Annotated in this window: 20 protein-coding genes; 7 read left to right on the top strand and 13 right to left on the bottom strand. The window is 76.0% G+C overall.

Annotation, left to right across the window (positions count from 1 at the left end; translation table 11 throughout):
* Positions 1 to 9 precede the first annotated feature (9 nt).
* The 3 genes from cydB to ACFPK1_RS03655 are packed head-to-tail and all read left to right on the top strand — an operon-like array spanning position 10 to position 5350.
* Positions 10 to 1041, top strand: a complete 1032-nt coding sequence (gene cydB / locus ACFPK1_RS03665) for a cytochrome d ubiquinol oxidase subunit II (protein WP_378019518.1) — start codon at positions 10 to 12, stop codon at positions 1039 to 1041.
* Positions 1038 to 4412, top strand: a complete 3375-nt coding sequence (gene cydD / locus ACFPK1_RS03660) for a thiol reductant ABC exporter subunit CydD (protein WP_378019517.1) — start codon at positions 1038 to 1040, stop codon at positions 4410 to 4412. Before cydB ends, cydD begins: the two co-directional genes overlap by 4 nt.
* Complete coding sequence (locus tag ACFPK1_RS03655; protein WP_378019516.1) at positions 4409 to 5350, top strand: Acg family FMN-binding oxidoreductase; 942 nt, start codon at positions 4409 to 4411, stop codon at positions 5348 to 5350. Before cydD ends, ACFPK1_RS03655 begins: the two co-directional genes overlap by 4 nt.
* 32 nt (positions 5351 to 5382) lie before the next feature.
* Here the strand turns inward: ACFPK1_RS03655 and ACFPK1_RS03650 are convergent, their stop codons facing one another.
* From ACFPK1_RS03650 to ACFPK1_RS03605, 10 genes are all read right to left on the bottom strand, one after another.
* Entirely contained in the window at positions 5383 to 7095 is a 1713-nt protein-coding gene (locus ACFPK1_RS03650) for a GAF domain-containing sensor histidine kinase (RefSeq protein WP_378019515.1), read from the bottom strand.
* A gap of 52 nt (positions 7096 to 7147) precedes the next feature.
* Positions 7148 to 7549 carry a hypothetical protein gene (locus tag ACFPK1_RS03645; protein WP_378019514.1) on the bottom strand — a complete coding sequence of 134 codons (402 nt, stop codon included), beginning with the start codon at positions 7547 to 7549 and terminating at the stop codon, positions 7148 to 7150.
* A gap of 66 nt (positions 7550 to 7615) precedes the next feature.
* On the bottom strand, positions 7616 to 9211 hold the full coding sequence (locus ACFPK1_RS03640; RefSeq protein WP_378019513.1) for an Hsp70 family protein: 1596 nt from the start codon (positions 9209 to 9211) through the stop codon (positions 7616 to 7618).
* Positions 9208 to 9585, bottom strand: coding sequence for a hypothetical protein (locus ACFPK1_RS03635; RefSeq protein WP_378019512.1), 378 nt, complete (start codon positions 9583 to 9585; stop codon positions 9208 to 9210). The genes ACFPK1_RS03640 and ACFPK1_RS03635 overlap by 4 nt, the downstream gene beginning before the upstream one ends.
* Positions 9582 to 11399, bottom strand: a complete 1818-nt coding sequence (locus ACFPK1_RS03630) for a dynamin family protein (protein ID WP_378019511.1) — start codon at positions 11397 to 11399, stop codon at positions 9582 to 9584. The genes ACFPK1_RS03635 and ACFPK1_RS03630 overlap by 4 nt, the downstream gene beginning before the upstream one ends.
* A complete protein-coding gene (gene grpE / locus ACFPK1_RS03625; protein WP_378019510.1) occupies positions 11396 to 11737 on the bottom strand; it encodes a nucleotide exchange factor GrpE in 342 nt (113 codons plus the stop codon). Before grpE ends, ACFPK1_RS03630 begins: the two co-directional genes overlap by 4 nt.
* A 5-nt stretch (positions 11738 to 11742) precedes the next feature.
* On the bottom strand, positions 11743 to 12081 hold the full coding sequence (locus tag ACFPK1_RS03620; protein WP_378019509.1) for a hypothetical protein: 339 nt from the start codon (positions 12079 to 12081) through the stop codon (positions 11743 to 11745).
* Between the two features lie 97 nt (positions 12082 to 12178).
* Positions 12179 to 12985: a serine/threonine-protein kinase gene (locus tag ACFPK1_RS03615; RefSeq protein WP_378019508.1), complete on the bottom strand. Its 807-nt coding sequence runs from the start codon at positions 12983 to 12985 to the stop codon at positions 12179 to 12181.
* A 62-nt stretch (positions 12986 to 13047) separates the two neighbouring features.
* Complete coding sequence (locus ACFPK1_RS03610) at positions 13048 to 14559, bottom strand: dynamin family protein (RefSeq protein ID WP_378019507.1); 1512 nt, start codon at positions 14557 to 14559, stop codon at positions 13048 to 13050.
* Between the two features lie 53 nt (positions 14560 to 14612).
* Positions 14613 to 15155, bottom strand: coding sequence for an RNA polymerase sigma factor (locus ACFPK1_RS03605; protein ID WP_378019506.1), 543 nt, complete (start codon positions 15153 to 15155; stop codon positions 14613 to 14615).
* A 278-nt stretch (positions 15156 to 15433) separates the two neighbouring features.
* Between ACFPK1_RS03605 and hrpA the strand changes: the two genes are divergently transcribed.
* Positions 15434 to 19438, top strand: coding sequence for an ATP-dependent RNA helicase HrpA (gene hrpA, locus ACFPK1_RS03600; protein ID WP_378019505.1), 4005 nt, complete (start codon positions 15434 to 15436; stop codon positions 19436 to 19438).
* 32 nt (positions 19439 to 19470) lie between these two features.
* On the opposite strand, the gene ACFPK1_RS03595 is transcribed toward hrpA, so the two are convergent.
* On the bottom strand, positions 19471 to 19767 hold the full coding sequence (locus ACFPK1_RS03595; protein WP_378019504.1) for a DUF3040 domain-containing protein: 297 nt from the start codon (positions 19765 to 19767) through the stop codon (positions 19471 to 19473).
* A gap of 107 nt (positions 19768 to 19874) precedes the next feature.
* On the opposite strand from ACFPK1_RS03595, the gene glsA (ACFPK1_RS03590) reads away from it, so the two are divergent.
* Genes glsA (ACFPK1_RS03590) through ACFPK1_RS03580 form a run of 3 tightly spaced genes read left to right on the top strand, consistent with a single transcriptional unit; the run spans position 19875 to position 22074 of the window.
* A complete protein-coding gene (glsA, locus tag ACFPK1_RS03590; protein WP_378019503.1) occupies positions 19875 to 20873 on the top strand; it encodes a glutaminase A in 999 nt (332 codons plus the stop codon).
* Between the two features lie 18 nt (positions 20874 to 20891).
* The gene (gene glsA, locus ACFPK1_RS03585; RefSeq protein ID WP_378019502.1) at positions 20892 to 21884 is read left to right on the top strand and encodes a glutaminase A; all 993 of its coding nucleotides are present in this window, start codon (positions 20892 to 20894) and stop codon (positions 21882 to 21884) included.
* 7 nt (positions 21885 to 21891) lie between these two features.
* On the top strand, positions 21892 to 22074 hold the full coding sequence (locus ACFPK1_RS03580) for a DUF1707 SHOCT-like domain-containing protein (RefSeq protein WP_378019501.1): 183 nt from the start codon (positions 21892 to 21894) through the stop codon (positions 22072 to 22074).
* On the opposite strand, the gene ACFPK1_RS03575 is transcribed toward ACFPK1_RS03580, so the two are convergent.
* On the bottom strand, positions 22043 to 22939 hold the full coding sequence (locus ACFPK1_RS03575) for a slipin family protein (RefSeq protein ID WP_378019500.1): 897 nt from the start codon (positions 22937 to 22939) through the stop codon (positions 22043 to 22045). The genes ACFPK1_RS03580 and ACFPK1_RS03575 overlap by 32 nt on opposite strands.
* A gap of 85 nt (positions 22940 to 23024) precedes the next feature.
* Positions 23025 to 23204, bottom strand: a complete 180-nt coding sequence (locus ACFPK1_RS03570; protein ID WP_378019499.1) for a PspC domain-containing protein — start codon at positions 23202 to 23204, stop codon at positions 23025 to 23027.
* Positions 23205 to 23213 lie beyond the last annotated feature (9 nt).

The following is a 23213-nucleotide window of genomic DNA, read 5'->3' as shown; positions in this document are numbered from 1 at the left end:
AGGCTGGAGATGCAGCTCACCGACGTCTGGTTCGTGCTCATCGCGATCCTGTGGACCGGTTACTTCGTCCTCGAGGGGTTCGACTTCGGCGTGGGCGCGCTGCTGCGCGTCCTCGGCCGGGACGACACCGACCGCCGCGTCATGATCAATACGATCGGCCCGCTCTGGGACGGCAACGAGGTGTGGCTCATCGTCGCCGGCGGCGCGACGTTCGCGGCGTTCCCCGAGTGGTACGCGACGCTGTTCTCCGGGTTCTACCTCGCGCTGCTGCTGATCCTGGTCGCGCTCATCGGGCGCGGCGTCGCGTTCGAGTACCGCGGCAAGGTCGACACGGTGCGCTGGCGCCGGAACTGGGACCGGGTGATCGTCGTGTGCTCCGTGCTGCCGGCGCTCTTGTGGGGCGTGGCGTTCGGCAACATCGTCGGCGGGGTCCCGCTCGACGCCGAGCACGAGTTCGTCGGGAGCTTCCTCGACCTGCTCAACCCCTACGCGCTGCTCGGCGGCCTGACGACCCTGCTGCTGTTCGTCCTGCACGGCGCGGTCTTCCTGTCGCTGAAGACCGACGGCGACATCCGCACCCGCGCCCGCACGCTCGCCGTGCGGATCGGGGCCGGGGCGGTACCGGTGGCTGCCGCCTTCCTCCTGTGGACCTGGCTCGACCACGGCGCCGGGGTCGTGACGCTGGTGCTCGCGCTGGTCGCCGCGGGCGCGCTGGTCAGCGGCCTCCTGGCCACCCGCGCCGGCCGCGAGGGCTGGGGCTTCGCGCTGACCGCCGCGACGATCGTCGCGGCCACCGCGTTCCTGTTCACCGCGCTGTACCCGTTCGTGCTGCCCTCCACGATCGACCCCGCCTTCGGCCTGACGACGACCAACGCCGCCTCCACGCCGTACACGCTGACGATCATGACCTGGGTCGCCGCGGTGATGACCCCGATCGTGCTCTGCTACCAGGGCTGGACGTACTGGGTGTTCCGCCAGCGGATCTCCCGCTCGCACATCCCGGCGCCGGTGCCGAGCGCGCCGGTCGAGGAGCAGGTGTGAAGCCCCTGGACCCGCGCCTGCTGCGCCACGTCGCGCCGATGCGCCGGCACGTGGTGCTCTGCGCCGTGGTCGGGATCGCCACCGCGGCCCTGGTCGTCGTCCAGGCCGACCTGCTCGCGACGGCGGTGAGCCGCGGGTTCCTCGGCGGCGAGGCCCTGGCCGCGCTGGGCGGGGTGCTCGCGGCGCTGCTCGCGGTGGTCGCCGGGCGGGCGCTGCTCGCGGGCGCCGGGGAGGCCGCGGGCGCGCGGGCCGCGGCGTCGGTCGTCGCCGGGCTGCGGGGGCGGCTCGTCGCGAAGGCCCTCGAGCTCGGACCGGACGACCCGCGCCTGCCCACCCCGAGCCGGCTGGCGACGCTCGCGACGCACGGCGTCGAGGGCCTCGACGGCTACGTCCGCCGCTACCTGCCGACCCTGCTCGTGGCCGCGGTGGTGCCGCTCGCGGTCGGCGTGCGGATCCTCGGGGCTGACTGGGTCTCCGCAGTCATCGTGGCCGCCACCGTCCCCCTGATCCCGATCTTCATGATCCTCATCGGCTCGTACACCCAGCAGGCCGTGCAGCGCCGGTGGCGCACGCTCGCCGTGCTCGGGCACCACTTCCTCGACCTCGTCGCGGGCCTCGACGTGCTCGTCGCGTTCGGCCGCGCCCGGCGCCAGACCGGCCGGATGCGGGAGATCGCCGAGCGCCACCGCGCGGCGACCATGGCGACGCTGCGGGTCGCGTTCCTGTCCGCGCTCGCGCTCGAGCTGCTGGCGACGCTGTCGGTCGCGCTGGTCGCGGTGGCGGTCGGCCTGCGCCTGGTCCACGGCGAGCTCGACCTGCACACCGCACTGCTGGTGATCATCCTGGCGCCGGAGGTCTACCTGCCGCTGCGCGCGGTGGGCGCCCGGTTCCACGACAGCCTCGACGGGCTCACCGCCGCGCAGGAGGCGTTCGCGGTCCTCGAGCTCGCGCCGCTCGACGCGGGCGAGCGCCGTCCCGCCCCCGACCCGCGCAGCCTGCCGCTGCGCGTCCGGGAGGCCGGGGTCGCCGGGCGCGGCGGCGACCCCGTCCTCACCGGGTTCTCCCTCACCCTCGCGCCCGGCGAGGTGCTCGGGATCGCCGGCGCGAGCGGGGCCGGCAAGACCACCCTGCTCGACCTGCTGCGCGGCGCCCGCCGGCCCGACAGCGGGCGGGTGGAGGTCGGCGGCGTCGACCTCGCCGACGTCGACCCGGCGTCCTGGCGCGACCGCGTGGCCTGGGTGCCGCAGCGACCGGTGCTGCTCGCGGGCACGGTGGCATCCAACCTGCGGCTCGGGGCGCCGTCGGCGTCCCGGGCCGACCTCGCCGCGGCCGCGAGCGCGGCCGCGCTCGACGTGCCGCTCGACACCGCGGTCTCCGACGGCGGCGCGGGCCTCTCGACGGGCCAGCGCCGCCGGGTCGCGCTGGCCCGCGCGCTGCTCGCGGACCGCCCGCTGCTGCTGCTCGACGAGCCGACCGAGGGCGTCGACGCGGACACCGAGCGCGCGGTCCTCGCGGCCCTGCCCGGGGCGCTGGCCGGGCGCAGCGCGGTGGTCGTCAGCCACCGCGCGGCGGTGCTGGAGCTCTGCGACCGGGTGGTGACGGTGCCGCACCGGGCGTGCGCGGCGGCGCCGGCCGCCCCGGTCGCCTCGCCGGGCGCCGTCCGCCGCGCCCCCGTCCCGACGCCGACCATGGCCGACCTGGCCACCCCGCCGTCGTCGGTGGGCACCGCGCACTGGCTCGCCCGCCTGCTGCGCCCGCGCGCCGGACGCTGGGCGCTCGCGGTCGCGCTCGGCGCGGGCGCGGTGGCGTCGGGGATCGCGCTGACCGGCACATCGGCGTGGCTGATCTCCACCGCCGCACTGCACCCGCCGGTGCTCACGCTGATGGTCGCGATCGTGGCGGTGCGCACGTTCGGCCTGGCCCGCGGCGTGCTGCGCTACGGCGAGCAGCTCGTCGCCCACGACGCGGCCCTGCGTCTCGGCGCCGACCTGCGGGTGCGGCTGTGGGGTGCGCTCGTGCGCCTCGGGCCCGCGGCCACGGCCCGGCGCCGGCGCGGGGACCTGCTCGCCCGGCTCGTCGGCGACGTCGAGGCGGCCGAGGACGTCGTCGTGCGGGTCGCGCTGCCCGCCGCCCGCGCGACGCTGGTGGGTGTCGCCGCGGCCACCGCGCTCGCCCTGGTGCTGCCCGCCGCGGGGCTCGCGCTCGCGGCCGGGCTGCTCGTCGCCGGGGTGGCCGCGCCCGCCCTCGCGCTGTGGGCCGTCCGCCGGGCCGCCGCGCGCACCGCGGGGCTGCGCGGCGAGGTCCTCGCGGCCACCACCGAGACGCTCGAGGCCGCCGGGGAGATCGTCGCCTTCTCCGCGGGCGCGGACCGGCGCCGCGCGCTGGCCGCCGTCGACGACCGCCTCACCGCCGTGGCCCGCCGCGCCGCGTTCTCGGGCGGCCTCGGCGCCGGGCTCGGGGTGCTCGCGCTGGGCGCCACCGCGGTGGCCACGACCGCGCTGGGCCTGGCCGCCCTCGCCTCCGGGGGGCTCGCGGGCCCCGCACTCGCGGTCCTCGCGCTGGTCCCGCTGGCGTGCTCCGACGTCGTCGCGGGCCTGCCCGAGGCGGCGACCCGGCTGGCGACGGCCGGCCCCGCGCTGCGCCGGCTCGTGGAGCTGGAGACGGCGTCGGCGCCGGTCGTGGAGCCGGCCGCGCCCGCCCGGTTGGGCGCCGGGGACCGGCTCGGCGCCGCGGACCTCGCCGTCCGGTGGCCGGGCGCGGTGACCGACGCGGTGCACGGCGTCGACCTCGACCTCGCGCCGGGCGAGCGGCTCGTCGTCGCCGGGCCGTCCGGGGCCGGCAAGAGCACGCTGCTCGCGGCGCTCGCGCGTACCCTGTCGGCGCGGTCCGGGCGGGCGAGCGTCGACGGCGTCGACATCGCCCGCTACGAGGGCGACGACGTGCGCTCGCGGCAGGCGTGGTGCGGGCCGGCGAGCCACCTGTTCGACTCCACGCTGCGCGAGAACCTGCTGCTCGCCCGGCCCGACGCGAGCGACGACGACCTCGTCGAGGCGCTGCGCCGGGCGCGCCTCGGGGGCTGGCTCGCCGAGCTGCCCGCGGGGCTCGACACCCCGCTCGGCGCGCACGGCGGCGCCGTGTCCGGCGGGGAGCGCCAGCGTCTCGGAGTGGCCCGCGTGCTGCTGGCCGACCGCCCGGTGCTCGTGCTCGACGAGCCGGCCGCGCACCTCGACCCCGCCACCGCCGACGCGCTGTGCGCCGACCTCCTCGCCGCCGGCGCGGACCGCACGGTGCTCGTCGTCAGCCACCGGCCCGGCGAGTTCCCCGGCGTGCCGGTGCTGCGGCTCGACGCCCGCGAGCGGGTGGTCGCGTGACCACCGCGCTGAGCCCGCAGGCCGTGCGCGACGTGCTCGCGGCCGGGGCGCGGGCGCCCTCGGGGCACAACACCCAGCCCTGGATCCTGCGCGCCGACGGCCCGGACGGGTTCGAGGTGCGCGGCGACCCGGACCGCACGCTGCCGGTGACCGACCCCGACCACCGCGCGCTGCGACTCGCCTGCGGGGCCGCGCTCGCCGGGATGCGCCTGGCGCTGCGGGCCCGGGAGCTCCGCACCCACGTGCGCCTGCTGCCCGACCCCGAGGACCCGTGGTCGTTCGCCCGCCTGCGCGCGGGCAGCCCGCTGCCGTGCAGCCCCGCCGAGCGGGCGCTGGCGGCCGCGATCGGGCACCGCCACTCCCACCGGCGGGCGTTCGGCGAGGGTGAGGTCCGGCCGGGGCTGCGTGCCGAGCTGCGGCGCGCCGCCGAGGCCGAGCGCAGCTGGCTGTACTGGATCGAGACGCCCGTGGAGCGGGACGCGGTGGCCGGCCTCGTCGCCGAGGCCGCACATGCGCAGGACGCGGACCCGGCGTGGCGCGCCGAGCAGGAGGCGTGGACCGGGCGGGGCGAGGGCGCGCTCGACGGCGTCCCGGCCGCCGGGCCACGACCGCCGCGCGACGACCCCTGGCGCGTCCGGGACCTCACCGGCGGGGCGGGCGACCCCGACCGTCCCGACCGGCACGCGGCGATCGGCGTGCTCGCCACCGCCCACGACCTGCCGCTGGCCCATCTGCAGGCCGGGCAGGCGCTGCAGCGGGTCCTGCTCACCGCGACCGTGCACGGCCTCGGCGCGTCGTTCGTGGCGCCGCCGGTGGAGGTGCCCTCGACCCGCGCGGCGCTGCGCGTGCTGCTCGGCGGCGCGCTGTGGCCGCAGGCGGTGCTGCGCCTGGGCCCGAAGGCCGGCGACGACGTCCCGAGCCCGCGCCGCCCCGTGTGAGCACTTTCCGGGCCCATGGGCCCGGAAAGTGCTCACATGGGCAGGGGGACCCGCCAGACGAGACGCGTGCCCGGGCCCTCGCCGCGGCCCGAGACGGTGAGGTCGCCGCCGTGCGCGCGGGCGCGCCGCTCCAGGTTCAGCAGCCCCGAGAGCGCCACCGCCTCCGGCATCCCGCGCCCGTCGTCGCTGACGTCCACCACCAGCTCGTCGCCCACCGACACCGTCACCACGACCCCGCCCGCACCCGCGTGGCGCACGGCGTTGCTGACGCCCTCGCGGACCACGGCCTCGACCTGGTCGGCGAGGTCGTCGGGCACGACGTCCACCGGCCCCGTCACGCGCACCACCGGCGTCAGCGCGCCGTGCGCGGTCAGCTCGGTGACCGCCGCCCGGATGCGCCCGCCGAGCCCTGGGCGGCCGGCGGGGTCGGCGTGCAGGTCGAAGATGCTGGTGCGGATCTCGCGCACGACCTGGTCGAGCTGGTCGACGGCGTCGGCGATCCGCTCGGCGACGTCGGTGCGGGCCGCGCGCCGCTGGGCGCTCTGCAGGCCCAGGCCCACCGCGAAGAGGCGCTGGATGACGTGGTCGTGCAGGTCGGCGGCGATGCGGTCGCGGTCGGCGAGGACGTCGAGCTCGCGCTCGGCGCGCCGGCTCGCGGCCAGGGCGAGGGCCAGCGCGGCCTGGTCGGCGAACGCCGCGACGACGGGGAGCTGCTCGGCGTCGAACTCCGGCGCCCCGGGCTCCCGGCCCGCCACGAGCAGGCCGGAGACGTCGTCGCCGGCGCGCAGCGGCACCACCAGCGAGGGGCCCAGGGCGGCGTCCGGGAACGTCAGCAACGGTTCCCGCCGGGGCGCGCGGGAGGCCGCGACCGCCTCGAGCGGGGTGTCGGCCGTGGCGAGTCGCCGGCCGGGCGGGAACGCGTCCTCGCCGCCCACCGAGGCCGTCACCGTCATCGTCGCCTCGTCGACGGGCTCCACGATCAGCGCGCACCCGGCGTCGGTGAGCTCGCCGGCGCGCTGGGCGACGAGCGCGAGCGCCTCGGCCGCGTGCGTGCCGCGCAGGAGCTCGGTGGTGATCTCCCCGGTGGCCTCGAGCCAGCGCTCCCGGCGCTGCGCCTCGTGCATGAGGGTCGCGGTGCGCCCGTAGAGCCGGGCGTTGTCGATCGCGACGCCCGCCGCGGTGGCCAGCGCAGCCACGACGGCCTCGTCGTCCTCGGTGAACGGGCCGTCCCGCTTCTCGGTGAGGTAGAGGTTGCCGAACACCTCGCCGCGCACCCGCACCGGGACGCCGAGGAACGAGCCCATCGGCGGGTGGTGCGGCGGGAAGCCGACGGACGCGGGGTGCGCGGCGAGGTCGTCGAGCCGCAGCGGGCGCGGGTCGACGATCAGCCGGCCGAGCAGACCCTCGCCGTGGGGCAGCCGGCCGATCCGCTCGCGCGCCGCCTCGTCGATGCCGACGTGGACGAAGCGGGCCAGCGAGCGGCGGTCGGCGGCGAGCACCCCGAGCGCGCCGTAGCGGGCGTCGACGAGGTCGACCGCGGCCTCCACGACCCGGCGCAGCGTCGCGTCGAGGTCCAGGCCCGAGGCGACGGCGAGCACCGCGTCGAGCAGGCCCTCGGTGCGGTCACGCGTGCGCCCGAGCGCCTCCATCCGCGTGGCGACCTCGTCGAGCAGCTCGCGCAGCGCGAGCCGCGACGGGTCGGTGCGCGCCGCGGCCTCCGCCGCCGGGTCCCACCCGCTGCTCATGCCGCCATCGTGACGCAGCCGCCCACGGCGGGCGTCAGGAGGACGGGGGTCCCTAGCGCGCCGAGGGCGCGAACGACCAGGCCGCGACGACGACGGCGCCGATCGTGAGCACCATCGCCCCGGGGATGTGCACCGACAGCGGTCCGTGGCTGCCGACGTACGCCTGCACGAAGGTCAGCGCGAACACCACGGCGGCGAGCACCGTCGGCCACAGCGCCGCGCCCGCGCGCCACAGCACCGCCGCGGCGATCACGGTCAGCCCGGCCACGACGTGCAGCACGATCGCCCCGGTCGCGTGCAGGCCCTCGGCCGCCTCGCCGCCCGGCTGGCCGACGAACCCGCCGGCGGTGACGAACTGGAACAGCAGCGCCAGGACGGTCAGCGAGGCGGCGACCCGCAGGCCGGTCAGGACGGCGGGCGCCGCGGTGGTGCGCCCGGGCGCGGTGTGGGACACGGGTCCTCCGTGGTGGTGGTGCGGTCATGTCCCCACCGATCCGACCACGTCGGCGGCGATCCCGCCTCACCACGCCGCGAGGCGCTCCGTCACTCCGTCGAGCCGGGTGAGGGCCTGGCCGAGCTGCCCCAGCTCCGCGCGCCCCTCGCGCAGGACCTGCAGCGCGAGCTCGGGCGGGAGCCCCGGGAACGGGGTGTGCCGGGTCCCGATCGCCGTGCCGACCCCCTCGGCCGCGGCGACCAGCGGGCGCCGCAGGGCCTCGGCGGTGTCGCCGGCGCGCACGGTCGGGGACACCGCGCCGACGAGGTCGGAGACCCCGGCCGCCTCGGCGATCGACGCGATCTCGCGGGCGAGCTGGGTGGCGGCCTCGCGGTCGACGGCGTCCTCGGCGGGCGCGTGGTGGCGCCCCGCCCGGATCGTCACGTCGCCGCTCGGCGAGCGCCGGACGGTCGCGGTCGCGCCGCCCGGAGGTGTCGGCACCGCGAACCCGACCGGGGTCAGCGGGGGCGTCGGGCCCGCCGGGGGCCGCCGGCCCTGGTCGCGGACCCGCGGGGGGAGGCGGACGTGCTGGGTGGCGCTCACCGACCCCGGGACGGTGGACAGCGCCCCGAGCACGACGACCGCCTTCGGGTCGTCGCGCATCCCGGGCACGTGCCCGAGCAGCTCGGCGAGCAGCGCGCTGATCCGCGGGGTCCGGCTGGTGCTGCCGGTGAGGTAGACGTCGACGAGGCCGTCGGGGGTGGTCCCGGCGCGCGCGACGGTGTCCTGCAGCTCGGCGACGCTGCGCGCGAGCAGCGGCTCGACGGCCTTCTCGTACTCCCGGCGCGTCACGCGGATCTCGTCGTCGTAGCCGGCGACCCACAGGTTCACCGCGGGCAGCCGGGAGAGCGCCTCCTTGGCCTGCGTGATGTCGCGGCGCAGCAGGGTGCGGTGGCGCTCGGCGACCCGGCCCTCGGCCTCCCACAGCGCGTTCCAGGTGTCGGGGTCGAGCGCCTCGGCGTGCTCGGCGAGGATCTCCATGAAGGCGGCGTCGAGGTCCTCGCCGCCGAGGGCCACGTCCCCGCCGGGCGAGCCGGCGAGCTCGAACCCGTCGCGGCGACGGCGCAGGACGGCGGTGTCGAAGGTGCCGCCGCCGAAGTCGTAGACGCCGATCATGCCGCCGTCGGGCACGGCCTCCCCGGTGCGCACGTAGTGGTGCGCGGCGGCCACCGGTTCCGCGACGAGGTCGGGCTCGCCCAGCCCGGCGCGCTCGGCGGCCTCGGTGAGCCGGCGCAGCTCGGTGCCGCCCGCCTGCCAGCGGGCGGGGTGGGTCAGGACGACCCGCGACGGGCGCTGCCCCGAGCAGCGGCGCGTGGCCTCCCCGGCGACGCGGGCGAGCACCGCGGCGACGAGGTCGACCGTCGTCACCGTCCGCGTGCCCAGCAGCACCTGCTCGGAGGCCACCAGGGCGCGCTTGGGCACCCGCTCGGTGCGGTCGGGCGCCATCGCCGCCTCGTTGACCGCGTCGCGGCCGGTGAGGATCGTGCCGTCGTCGTCGAGGCAGACCAGCGAGGGCACGTACTTCGACCCGTCGATCTCCAGGACCTCGGTGCGGCCGCGCACGAGCGTGGCCGCCGTCGTGAACGAGGTCCCGAAGTCGATCGCGAGGTCCCAGCCGGTCACACCGTGCCGCCGTCCCAGCCGGCGTCCCAGTCGTGCACCTCGTGCCCGGCCCCGTCGTCGACGGCCGGGTCGGCGGGGTCGTGGACGTCGTGCCCCGGGTCCGCGGCCCAGGCGTCGTCGGCGGGGTCGTCCGGGGCCGGGTCCTCGCCGACGGGGTCGTCGGCGGCGTCGTCGGCGACATCGCCCCCGGTGACGACGGCGAGCATGTGCTCCCACACGCTGTCGGGCAGCGCGCCGTCGTCGACGGCGAGCGCCGAGGTCAGCAGGCCCTGGTCGTCGGGCGAGAGCACGGTGTCGGGGTCGGTGTCGGGGTAGCGGGACATGTCCAGCCAGTGGTCCAGGCCCTGACCCCCGGCCTCCTGCGGCGCGGTCACGGCGACTCCTTCCGTTCCGACAGCCGGGCGGCCAGCGCCTCGGCGGTCTCCCTCAGCTCGTTGCGCTTCTTCAGCCGCGCGTCGACCTCGGCCTTGCGGCGGGCCAGCGCGCTCTTCTCGCTCGCCAGGTTCTTCTCGTGCTCGGCCAGGCTCGCGGTGAGCCGGTCCTTCTCCGCCGCGAGCGCCGTGGTGATCTGCCGGCCGAGCACCTCGCGGGCGCCGGCGACGGCCTGCGCGACCACCGGCGGGATCTCGTTGTTCAGGCGGGTGGCCACCTCGCCGAGGTAGCGGCGGGCGTCCTCGCGGCTCCGCGCGCCCCGCTCCTTGCTCCAGCGCCGCCAGGAGAAGAACCCGACGGCGCCGATGCCCGCGAGGATGCCGATGGGCGGCGCGACCACCAGCGCCACGAGGTGACCGAGCCCCATCCCGAGGCCCGCAGCCATGATCCCCTGCTCGGCGAAGCTCGTGCTGCCCTGGCCGCGCGCGGCCTCCGGGAGCTGCGCGAGCCGCTCGGGGGCGTCCGGGACGACGCCGGCGAGGTCCACCTCGACGCCCTCGAGGTCGGCGAGCAGCGCCTCGCCGAGCGCGGTGAGCTCGCGGCGCAGCAGGGTGTCGAGCTCGATCCACAGCGCCTGCGCGCGGGGCGGCAGGTCGGTAGCCACGGCGTCGAAGACCTTGCTGGACCCGGTGGCGATCTGGTCGCCGACCTCCTTGCGCAGGTCCTCGAGACGGCGGGCGAGCTCGGTGCGCATGCGCTGCTCGAGGCGCGCGGAGCGCTCGCCGAGCGTCTGGCGCCAGGTGGCGTTCTGGCCCTGCAGCGCGGTCAGCGCCTCCTTCTCGCGCTTCACCGAGGCCGCGAACTCCGGGCTCAGCGACAGCGACAGCGCGTGCCGCACCTGCAGCGCGGACAGGCGCTTGGCCAGCGCCGCGCTCTGGTGCGCGAGGCTCGCGAGCCGCAGCCCGTCGGCGTTCTGCGCCAGGCCCGCGAGGTGGTCGGACAGCGGGTCCATCCCGCTCGCCGCGCGCTCCTGCGCGGCCTCCTCGGGCTCGCCGTCGGCCTCGGCGGCGATCGCGTCGGCGGCAGCGCGGCTCGACACCCCGAACCACGGGGCGCCGGCGTAGCGCGGGGCGTGCTGCGCGATCAGCTCGACGTTGCGCGCCCGCACCTCCTCCCACGCCGGGAACAGGTCGATCTTGGTGAGCGCGAAGGCCACGGTCGTGATGCGCTCGGTGGCCTTCTCGAGGAACGCGAGCTCCGAGGCGGTGATCTCGCTCGACCCGTCGAGCACGAACACCAGGGCGTCGGCGCGGTCGAGGGTCGCGAGGGTCAGCGCGGCGTGGCCGGCGACCAGCCCGCCCACCCCGGGGGTGTCGATGAGCTCGAGCCCACCGGCCAGCAGGGGCGCGGGCACGCGGACCCGGACCTGGCTGACGTCCTCGTGCTCGGGGGCGCGCGCCCCGGGGTCGAGCGCGGCGTACTCGGCGAGCGCGTCGAGCGGCACCTCGCGCCCCTCGCTCCCGCCGCCCTCGACGACGGTGACGCCGTCCGGGCCGTGGGACACGATCACGTGCACGCAGGTGGCGACGTCGGCGTCGACGGGCAGCAGGCCCGGGCGCCCGATCAGCGCGTTGATCAGCGAGCTCTTGCCGCGCTTCTTCTCCCCCACGACGACGACGGCGGCGCTGCCCCGGGCGAGGCGGGCGACGTCGCCGTCGAGCGCCTCGGCGGCGGCGGTCTCGTCGTCCTCGACCGCGACCGCGCGCACCTGCGCCACCAGCGCCAGGACCTCGTCGGTCAGCGGGTGCGTGCTCATCGGTCGTCTCCGGGGTCGGGGGTGGTGTCGGGGGTGGTCTCGAGGGCGTAGACGACGACCTCGGGCCGGCGCAGGACGCGTCCGTGGTCGAGGTAGCCGGTGCGTTCGGTGCTCGCGACCGTACGGTCGCGGGCGGGGTCGGCGGTCGGTTCGCGGTCGACGGCGTCGTGGTGGGCGCCGTCGAAGGTCAGGCCGTCGGGCTCGATCGGGACCACCCCGACGTCGGCGAGGCCGCGGTGCAGGCGGGCCCGGAGTCCGGGTCCGTCGGCGCGCAGCCGGTCGGCGAGGTCGATGCACAGCTCGACCAGCGCCGCCCGCTCGGCGCCCGGGGCGGCCATCGAGATCAGAAGCCGGCGGGGTCGTGGGCGGTGGTGTCGGCCTGGCCGTCGCGGTCGGTGTCGACCGCGGCGGTGTCGTAGTCCCCGTCGCCGTCGGTGTCGAGCACCATCGTGTCGTAGTAGCCGTCGGCGTCGGTGTCGACGATGCCGGTCTCGAAGGACCCGTCGTGGTCGGTGTCGGCCACCGAGGTGTCGAGCACGCCGTCGCCGTCGGTGTCGGTGGTGACCAGGTCGACGCGGCCGGCGTCGTCGGTCTCGTAGGTGCCGATCATGGTTCCGGAGGCGTCGTACACGCCGCCGTCCGCGCTGAAGTACATGTCACCGGTGGTGTCGGTGCCGCTCATCCCACGCCTCCCCGGGCGGGCCCACCGCCGTCGGCGGGCCGTTCGCGTCTGTGACGACGCGAGGGGGCGGAGATGTTCCGGGAACCCCCGGAATTCTTCAGCCGAGGGCGGCGCGGGCGGCCGCCGCCAGGGTCCCGACGGTCCCGGTGCGCTCCGCGGGGGTCTTGGCCAGCGCGCCGGCGATGACCGCGTCGAACGCCGCGGGCACGCCCGGCCGCGCCTCCGAGGGCCGCGGGATCGGGCCCTCGAGGTGACCGCGCATCCGCTCGGGCAGGCTGCGCCCCGGGTAGGGCCGGGCGCCGGTGAGGCACGTGAAGAGCACGCAGCCCAGCGCGTAGACGTCCTCGCGGTGGTCGGTCGCGCCGCCGCGGAAGCGCTCGGGCGCGGTGTGGTCGAGCGAGAGCCCGTTGCGGGAGACCAGCCCGAAGTCGCCGACGCGCAGCTCGGTGGCGCCCACATCGGCGAAGAGCAGGTTGGCCGGCTTGACGTTGCGGTGCGCGAGCCCACGCGCGTGGGCGGCGGCCAGGGCCCGCGCCGCCTGCTCGACGACACCGACCGCGCGGGCGGGGTCGAGGACCTCCTCGCGGTGCAGCACGGCGCCGAGGTCCGGGCCCGCGAGCAGGGGCGTCGCGACGAAGAGGCGCCCGCCGGTCTCGCCGAAGTCGAGCACCGGCAGGACGTGGGGCTCGCGCAGCGTCCGCGCGACGCCGCACGAGCGGTCGAAGCGGGCGCGGTACTCGCGGTCGGCGGTGTCGGGGGCGAGCAGCTTGAGGGCGACGACGCGGTCGTGGGCGGTGTCGTGGGCGCGCACGACCTCGCCCGAGCGCCCGCGGTGGACGAGGTCCTGCACCACGTAGGGCCCGAGGACGGCCCTGGGCGGACCGGCGCGGGGCGGCACCCCCACCGCGACCTCCCCTCCCGATGGTCGAGCTCTGCTCCGCGTCGTCTCCTGCCGGACGATCGTCATCAGCTCGGTGTCCGAGCCTGCCAGGTCGGCGGCGTCGGCGCGGCCGTTCTTCCTCCGGCGGCGAACAGCATGTGCTCGCACAGCTCGCGGGCGGTGCGCACGTGGCGCTGCAGTACCCGCGACGGGCGGGCCTCGAGCCGGCGCCACGCCGGGATCTGGGCGGTGGCCGCGGCGGCGATCGCGTCGGCGCCGGCGTCGGCGGGGAGCCCGAGGCGGCGGGCGTCGTCGGCCCCGGTCGCGAGGTCGCGCAGGCGCGCGACGTCCTCGTCGCCCAGGCGCATCCGGCCGTTCTCGAGGTCGACGAGCGCGGCGGCCAGGTCCACCTGGCGCAGCGCGGGCTCGAGGCGCAGCCGGTCGAGCTCGGACTGCAGCGTGCGCAGGGCGCGCCGGTCGACCTCGTCGGGGGCCTCCCACAGGTGCTCGAGCGCGGCGATGCCCGCGCTCGCGCGCAGCCGGTCGGCGCCGGCGACGAACACCGTCTCGATCCGCTCCAGCACCGCCTCGACGCCCGAGCGCAGCGCGAACCCCTCGAGCAGCGCGGGTGTCGAGCGCCGGCCCTCGTCGAGCAGCTCCAGCCCGACTCGGACCCCGTGCAGCCCGAGCAGGTCGAGCAGCCGCTCGCGCTCGTCCTCGGCGAGCGGGGCCTCGGCCCAGCCGCGGAAGCGCTGCACGGTGCGCAGCTTGCGGAGCACTCCGGCGCGGTCGGCCTCGGCGAGCGTGCGCAGCGCGCGGGCGTCGGTCTCGGAGAAGTCGGGACCGCGCGCGGTCTCGGCGAGCAGCCCGGCGACAGGGACGACGTCGGAGAGCACCGCGCGCAGCTCCTGGGCGTAGCGGTCGGCGACGCGGCGCGCCGTGGGCCAGGGGTCGTCCTCGCCGGAGAGGGTGTCGATGCGGGACAGGACGCCGAGCATGTTCGCCGCGCCGAGGCGCAGCCCGCCGGCCCACCCGCGGACCGCGTCGATGGCCTCGACGTCGCGCTCGCCGGGGTGGGGCATGAGGTAGACGACGGCGTCGGCGTCGCCCAGCGCCGCGAGCGAGTCCGGGTCGAGCTTCGACAGCGAGTCCATGCCCGGGGTGTCGATCAGGGTGTACCGGGTGAGCGCGTCGTTGGGCGTCTCGACGGTGAGGTGGGAGATCTCCTCCCCGGGGGTGCTCACGGTCGCGCCGACCCCGCCCGGCCCCAGCGGCAGGAGGCGGTCGGTGCCGTCGCGGTGGTGCACGCGGACGCGGGCCTGGTGGCCGTGGCGGAACCAGGTCACCAGCCGCGTGGTCTCGGTGGCCCCGGTGGCCGCGAGCCGTTCCTGCAGCAGCGCGTTGGCCAGCGTCGACTTGCCGGCGTTCATCCGGCCGCCGACGGCCACGCGGATGCGGGGCTCGGACAGCCGCGTCACCAGCGCGTCGAGGCGGTCGCGCAGCTCGGGGGTGCGCAGGCGGTCGCGCGTGTCCGCGCAGAGGGCGACGAGCCGGGTGGTGACGGGCCCGACCGGGCTGCCCGTGCCGGCGGCCTGCACGTGGGGCGCCGGAGGAGCACCACGGGCCGACGCTCGGGGCGGCGGATCACCGGTCATGCCGTACGGGCAGGGTCCGTCAGCAGCTCGACCAGCGCCTGGCGGCCCCGGGAGAGCTGGGACTTGACGGTCTGGACGGGGATGTCGCGCAGCTCGGCGATCTCGGTGTACGACAGATCGCAGATCTCGCGCAGGACCACGACCGCACGGTACTGCGGGGGCAGCTGGGCCAGCGCGCGGTCGACGTCCATGCGGGCGATGACACCGCCGTCGGCGCCGCGCACCGGGGTCGGCTCGGGCACGGTCTCGGCGGGCTCGGGGGTGCGCTTGCGGCGGCGGACCTCGTCGATCGCGGCGTTGGTGGCCACGCGGTAGAGCCAGGTGCCGACCGCCGACCGGCCGTCGAACTCCCCGAGCCGCTTCCAGGCGATGATCATCGTCTCCTGGAGGGCCTCCTGGGCGTCCTGGTCGTGGCAGGTCACGCGGCGGCACACCGCGTAGAGGCGGGCACGGTGGCGCGTCATGAGCTCCGCGAAGGCGGCCTGGTCGCCGCCGGCGGCGAGCACCGCGAGCTCGGTGTCGGGCCGTCCGTCCGCCACGCTCACCACCCCTGCGTCTCGTCGTCGTCGGCGTCACCCCGGGTGACCGGAACGCCGTGATCTCGGGCAAGAGGTTACGTTCTGTCGACGAAGACAGCCAACCGAGTCACTCGAACAGTCTAGTATCGGTTTCGCTCCGTGACCAGAACCGTCGGGAACAGCCTGGTCCGCGCCTGCGCTGACAATGGAGGTGCGGGACCACCAGTGAGCGTGGTCCCGTCGTGGTCCCGTGTCCTCGGGACACGGTCCCCCACCCCGACCCAGGAGGAGTCCGCCCGGTGCCCGCTGCCACCGACCCCGCGACCGTCGCGGACGGGGATCTCGCCGCGCGCGTCGCCGCGCTCGGGCTCGCGGACGCCCACCGGCTGCGGCGCCGCATCGCCGGCGCCGAGCGCATCGGCGACGCCGGCAAGCGGGCGGGCACGCTCGACACGATCGCCGGCGACGTCGCCGCCGCCGAGGAGCGCCTGGCCCGCCGCCGCGCGTCGGTCCCGGCCGTCACCTACCCCGAGGCCCTGCCGATCACCGACCGCGTCGGCGACATCCGCGCGGCGCTCGAGTCCCACCAGGTCGTCGTCGTCGCGGGCGAGACCGGGTCGGGCAAGACCACGCAGCTCCCGAAGATCGCGCTCGAGCTGGGCCGCGGCGTGCTCGGCACGATCGGGCACACCCAGCCGCGGCGCATCGCCGCGCGGACGGTGGCCGAGCGCGTCGCCGAGGAGCTCGGCACGACGGGCACCGACACCGTCGGCTACCAGGTCCGGTTCACCAGCCGGGCGAGCGACGACACGTTGGTCAAGCTGATGACCGACGGGATCCTGCTCGCCGAGATCCAGCAGGACCGGCTCCTGCGCCGCTACGACACACTGATCATCGACGAGGCGCACGAACGCAGCCTCAACATCGACTTCCTGCTCGGCTACCTCGCCCAGCTCCTGCCGCGCCGCCCCGACCTCAAGGTCGTCATCACCTCGGCGACGATCGACCCCGAGCGCTTCAGCAGGCACTTCGGCGACGCCCCGGTCATCGAGGTGTCCGGCCGGACCTACCCCGTCGAGATCCGCTACCGCCCCCTGGTCGACGAGGAGGGCGACCAGCGCGACCAGGTCGAGGGCATCGTCGACGCGGTCGACGAGCTGCGCCGCGAGGGCCCGGACGGCGACGTCCTCGTCTTCCTCTCCGGCGAGCGGGAGATCCGCGACGCGGCCGACGCGCTGCGCGAGCACGCCGACCAGGCGCACGTCGAGGACCTCGACGTCCTGCCCCTCTACGCCCGCCTGTCGGCCGCGGAGCAGCACCGCGTGTTCGAGCCCGCGCGGGGCGGACGGCGGCGCGTGGTGCTCGCGACCAACGTCGCCGAGACCTCGCTGACCGTGCCGGGCATCCGCTACGTCGTCGACCCCGGCCTCGCGCGCATCTCGCGGTACTCGCGGCGCACCAAGGTCCAGCGGCTGCCGATCGAGCCGATCTCGCAGGCCTCGGCCACCCAACGGGCCGGGCGCTGCGGGCGCGTCGCCGACGGCATCTGCATCCGGCTGTACGCGCAGGACGACTTCGACGCGCGCCCCGAGTTCACCGACCCCGAGATCCAGCGCACCAACCTCGCGTCGGTGATCCTGCAGATGGCGGGCGCCAAGCTCGGGCCCGTCGAGGACTTCCCGTTCGTCGACCCGCCCGAGCGGCTCGCGGTCCGCGACGGCGTCCGGCTGCTGACCGAGCTCGGCGCGCTGGTCGACGGCGACGCGACGCGCCTGTCGGACATCGGCCGGCGGCTCGCGCGCCTGCCCGTCGACCCGCGCATCGCGCGCATGGTGCTGGCGGCCGACGAGCTGGGCTGCCTGCACGAGGTCACGGTGATCGCCGCGGGCCTGTCCGCGCAGGACCCCCGGGAGCGCCCGGCGGAGAAGACCGAGGAGGCCGACGCCGCGCACGCGCGGTTCACCGACCCGCGCTCGGACTTCCTGTCGTGGGTGCACCTGTGGGAGCACATCCGCGCGGGCCGCCGGGAGCTGTCGTCGAACCAGTTCCGCAAGCGCTGCCAGGCGGAGTTCCTCAACCACCTGCGCATCCGCGAGTGGCAGGACCTGGCCGCGCAGCTGCGCCAGCTCGGCGACGAGCTCGGGCTCACGCGCAACGAGCCGGGCGCGGAGATGACCAAGGAGCTGGGCCGGCGCATCCACCAGGCGATGCTCACCGGGCTGCTCTCCCAGATCGGGCTCGCCCAGGAGCCGCCGAAGGACCCGAAGACCGGGAAGCCCCGCAAGCGCGCCCTGGTCGAGTACGAGGGCTCGCGCGGTGCCCGGTTCGCGATCTGGCCCGGCTCGACGCTGGCCCGGCGCCCGCCGACGATGGTGATGGCCGCCGAACTGGTCGAGACCTCGCGGCTCTGGGCGCGCACGGTCGCGGGCGTCGACCCGGCGTGGGTCGAGGAGGCCGCGGGCGAGCTCGTCACGCGCACCCACTCCGAGCCGCGCTGGTCGAAGCGGCGCGGCACCGCCGTCGCCACCGAGCGGGTGTCGCTGTTCGGGGTGCCGCTCGCGATGGACCGCACCGTCGACTACGCGCGCATCGACCGCGAGGTGGCCCGCGACCTGTTCGTGCGGCACGCGCTGGTGCTGGGCGAGTGGAACACCCGCCACGCGTTCGTCGCCCGCAACCGCGAGCGGCTCGAGCAGGTGGCCGAGATGGAGCGCCGTGCGCGCCGCGAGCTCGTCGTCGACGAGGACACGATCCTCGCGTTCTACGACGCGCGGGTGCCCGCCGACGTCGTCTCGGTGCGCCACTTCGACCGGTGGTGGCAGAAGGCGTCCCGGCGCGACCCGCACCTGCTCGACCTCGACCCCGAGGCGCTGCTGGCGGGCGAGGCACCGACCGCCGAGCAGTACCCCGACACCTGGACCTCGGGCGGGCTGACGCTGCCGCTGTCGTACGCGTTCGAGCCGGGCGCCGAGAGCGACGGCGTGACGGTGAGCGTGCCGCTGGCGGTGCTCGGGCAGGTGCGCGCCGAGGACCTCGCGTGGCAGGTGCCCGGGCTGCGCGAGGAGATGCTCACCGCGCTGGTGCGCTCGCTGCCCAAGAACCTGCGGCGCTCGCTGGTGCCCGCGCCGGACTCCGCGCGCGCCCTGCTCGCCCGGTTGGCGCACGACGGGAAGCCCGCGCCCGACCAGCCGCTGCTGCCCGCCCTGTCGGAGGCGGTCCGGCGGCTCTCCGGGCTCGACGTACCCATCGACGCCTGGAACGTCGCGGGGCTCCCGTCGCACCTGCGGCTGACCTTCCGGGTGACCGACGACGAGGGCGGGACCGTGGCGGAGGGCCCCGACCTCGGGGCGCTGCGCCGCCGGCACGCCGCGGCGACGCGGGCGGCGGTGGCGGCCGTCGCCGACGGCGCCGAGCGTCGGGGCCTCACCTCGTTCGCCGAGGTGGGCGAGCTGCCCAGGACCCGCGAGCAGCGGCGTGCCGGCGGCACGGTGACCGCGCACCTGGGGCTGGTGGACACCGGGCGCGCCGTCGACATCCGGGTGTTCGACTCCGCCTTCGAGGCCCGCGACGCGATGCGGGCGGGCACCCGGCGGCTGCTGCGGCTGGCGATCACCTCGCCGGCGCGCTCGCTGGTGCGCTCGCTGGACAACCGCGCCGTGCTGCGCCTGCGCGGGGCGATGACGACCGGCGGCTACCGGGACGTCGACGCGCTCGCCGAGGACTGCGTGGACACCGCGATCGACGCCCTCGTCGCGACCGGCGGCGGCCCGGCGTGGGACCCGGCGGCGTTCGAGCGGCTGCGCGCCCACGTCGCCGCGCGCCTGCCCGCCGCGGCGGCCGAGGTGCTCTCCCGCGCCGAGACCGTGCTCGGCGAGGCCGGCCAGGTGGAGCTGGCGGTCCAGGAGCTCGCGCAACGCCCAGGGGGCCTTCTCACCGACGCCCTCGACGACGTCCGGGGCCAGCTGCAGGTGCTCGTCGGCGACCGCTTCGTCGCCCGCACCCCGGTGGCGCGCCTGCCCGACGTGGCGCGCTACCTGCGGGCCGCGCGCCGTCGCCTGGAGAAGCTCCCGACCGCCCCCGTGCGCGACGCCGAGGCGACCGCGGAGGCGCACCGGGTCGAGGCGGCCTACCGTGCCCAGCGCACCCGCGCCGCCGCCGAGCCGCGCAGCTTCGACCGCGACGCCTACGACGCCGTGGCCTGGATGCTGCAAGAGCAGCGCGTGAGCCTGTTCGCCCAGGACGTCGGCACCCCGGGCCCCGTGTCCGAGCAGCGCATCACGAAGGCCCTCGCCAAGCTCACGTGAGCGGAATTCCCGGCCATAGCCGGGAATTCCGCTCACATGCGGCGGGGCGGGCCCTGGTGGAGGGCCCAGGCGATGAGGGCCACGGGGGCGACGACGAGGACGGCCGTGGCGACCGCGGCGAGCACGAGGACGCCGGGGACGACCAGCAGGGCCACGCCGACGACCGCGAGGAGCGCCACGAGGAACCACGGCGCCCAGGTCGCGCGCCGGCGCGGGCGGCGGGCCGGACCGCCGCCCATCCGGTCCACGAAGGCCGGGTCCGCGTCGGTCTCGCACGCCGCGATCCGGGCGAGCATCTCCTGTTCACGGCGGGTGAGAGGGCGTTCCATGGCAGACCTCAGGGGTGCGCGCCGGCCTCGTCACCGGACCCCGAAGAGCATGCCCCGGATCCCCGCGCGGCGCACCCACCGAGCGGGAGAGAGGATGCGCGCCCGTGGTGAGCGATGCCGAGGAGGCGCTGGTCCAGGAACAGCTCGAGCAGCTGCTCGAGCACCACGCGGACGAGCACGAGGAAGACATCGTCTCGATCGCCCTGCCGGCCGCCGAGGGCGAGGAGGATGTCTTCGGACTGGCCGGGACGTCGGTCGACGGCACCCAGTGGACCGTCGGCGACTGCGAGTTCCGGTTCCCCCTGCAGTCGATCTCGAAGGTCGTCACCTACGCCCTCGCGCTCGAGGACAACGGCCGCGAGACGACCCTGCGCCACGTCGGCGTCGAACCCTCCGGCGACCCGTTCAACTCGATCACCTTCGACGACGAGCACCAGCGCCCGCACAACCCGATGGTCAACGCGGGCGCGCTCGTCGCGGCCTACCTCGTGCACGGCGACACTGCCGACGAGAAGGTCGAGCGGATCCTCGCGCGGATGCGGGCGTTCAGCGGCGTGGCCGACCTCGAGGTCGACCAGGAGCTGCTCGCCGACCAGCTGGCCTCGGCCGACCGCAACCTCGCGATCAGCTATCTCATGCGCTCGCTGGGCATGCTCACCGGGGACATCGAGGAGAACCTGCGCGTCTACCTGTCGATGTGCTCGGTGCGGGTCACCACCTGCGAGCTCTCGGCGATCGGCGCCACGCTCGCCAACGGCGGGCTCAACCCGCTGACCGGCGCGCGGGCCCTGAGCAGCGGCCACGTCCGCGACGTCGTCAGCGTGATGATGACCTGCGGCATGTACGACGCCGTCGGCGAGTGGGCCACCGACGTCGGCATCCCGGCGAAGAGCGGGGTGTCGGGCGGGATCGTCGCGGTGATGCCCGGACGCCTCGGGCTGGCGACGTTCTCGCCGGGCCTCGACGAGCACGGCAACTCGGTGCGCGGCCAGGCGGTGTTCCGCGAGCTGTCCCTGCGCTACGGGCTGCACATGTTCGCCTCGCCCGACCAGACCCGCTTCGGGCGGCTGCGCCGGACCGGAGGTCCTCGCCTGACCCGGGCGTGACACGGCAGGATGTCGATCGTGGTCGCCCTCGGGGAACAGGAACTCGTCCGCGCGCAGCTCAACGAGCTCCACGAGAAGTACCAGGCGTTCGGCGAGGAGCAGGTCGTCAGCTACTACCCGGAGGACGCCCCGGAGGAGCAGCGCCACCTCTTCGGGCTGGCCGGCACCAACGTCGACGGCACCCAGTGGCAGGCCGGCGACTGCTCGGTGCCGTTCCCGCTGCACTCGGTGTCGAAGGTGTTCACCTACGGGCTCGCCCTGGAGGACAACGGCGCGGACGCCACCCTCGCCCGCGTCGGGGTCGAGCCCTCGGGCGACCCGTTCAACTCGATCACCTTCGACGAGGTCCACCACCGGCCCCACAACCCGATGATCAACTCGGGCGCGCTGGTCGCGGCGAGCCTCGTCCGGGGCCGCGACGTCGACGAGAAGGTCGACCGCATCCTCGAGCGCTACCGGGCGTACTCCGGCAACCCGGCGCTCGCCGTCGACCAGCGCATCCTGCGCGCGCAGCTGCGCAGCAACGACCGCAACCTCGGGATCTGCTACGTGATGCGCTCGCTGGGCATGATCACCGGTGACGTCGACGAGGTCGTCGAGACCTACCTGTCGGCCTGCTCGATCACGGTCACCGCGGCCGACCTGTCCGTCATGGGCGCCACGCTGGCCAAGGGCGGGATCAACCCGATGACCGGCGAGCGGGCCGTCCCGCGCGAGTACGTCCGCGACATCGTCAGCGTGATGATGACCTGCGGGATGTACGACGCCGCGGGCCAGTGGGCCAACGAGGTCGGCATCCCGGCCAAGAGCGGGGTCTCGGGCGACATCGTCTGCGTCCTGCCGCGCTACTTCGGCTTCGGCGTCTACTCGCCGGGCCTGGACGTGCACGGCAACTCGGTGCGCGGGGTCGCGCTGTGCCGCGAGCTGTCCGAGACCTTCGGCCTGCACGTGTTCGCCGACCCCGCCGACTCCCGCTTCGGCCGGGTGGCGCAACCGACGGACGCTGGATAATGGGGTCGTGCGAGACGTCCGGGCCTCCGACGCCGAACGCGACCTCGTGGTCGAGCGGCTCCAGCGCGCCGTCGGCAACGGCCGGCTGACCGTCGCCGAGTTCGACGAACGGGTGGCGGCGGCCTACGCCGCCACCACCCGCGGCGAGCTCGCCGAGCTCACGAAGGATCTGCCCGGTCACCTGTGGTGACCGGCACCTCCTGCTCCGGCTCCTCGGTCACCGGCACCGGCGGCGCCACCGTCCCGCCCGCCGCGTCGATGGCGCGGCGCACGGCCTCGGGAGCGGCCGCGACCTGGGCGGGCGAGGCGTTCTCGAAGAACCGCAGCAGCTCCACCGGCAGCGGCATGACCAGCGTCGAGTTCTTGTCCGACGCCACGTCGGTGACGGTCTGCAGCAGGCGCAGCTGGAGCGCGCCGGGCGCGGCGCTCATGCGCTCGGAGGCCTGCGTGAGCTTCTCGGACGCCTCGAGCTCACCCTGCGCCGCGATGACGCGGGCCCGGCGGTCACGCTCGGCCTCGGCCTGCCGCGACATCGACCGGCGCATGCCCTCGGGCAGCGCGATGTCCTTGATCTCGACGCGGTCGATGCTCACGCCCCAGTCCTCGGTGGGCGCGTCGATCACGGCCTTGAGCTCGCTGTTGATCGCGTCGCGGTCCGAGAGCAGCGTGTCGAGGTCGGCACGGCCGATCACCGAGCGCATCGAGGTCTGGGCGACCTGCGACGTCGCGCGCAGGTAGTCGTCGACGTTGATCACCGCGCGGACCGGGTCCGAGACCCGGAAGTAGACGACGGCGTCGACCCCGATCGTCACGTTGTCCCGCGTGATCGCGTTCTGCGACGGCACGTCGAGCACGGTCGTCTGCACCGGGACCTTCCGCATCCGGTCCACGAACGGCACGATGACCCGCAGCCCCGGTTGGCGCACGGTCGACAGCAACCGGCCGAAGCGCAGCACGACGCCGCGCTGGTACTGCTGGACGGCCTGCACCGCGGCACCCCCGGTGACCAGGGCCAGCAGCACGACGACGACGAGCACGACCACGAGCGCGTCCATGGCGCGCCTCCTCACTGTGGGGGCACGCCAGCGTCCCCGCCACGGCTGAAGATCGCCTGGCGGGGCGCTGAGCGGCACCTGAGGGTCACCGCTTGGGCATGATCACCCACAGCGCGATGTAGATGACGAACTGCGGGCCGGGCAGCAGGCAGGAGAGCACGAACAGCAGTCGCACGACCCCCGCGGACATGCCGAAACGCTCCGCGAGCCCGGCGCACACCCCCGCGATGACCTTGTTGTACTGCGGCCTGGTCAGCGTGGCCATGACGCCTCC

Source organism: Actinomycetospora rhizophila, assembly GCF_042657905.1.
Taxonomy (GTDB): Bacteria; Actinomycetota; Actinomycetes; order Mycobacteriales; family Pseudonocardiaceae; genus Actinomycetospora; species Actinomycetospora rhizophila.
Note: the sequence above shows the minus strand (reverse complement) of the source record. Positions and strands in the feature narration are given on the sequence as shown.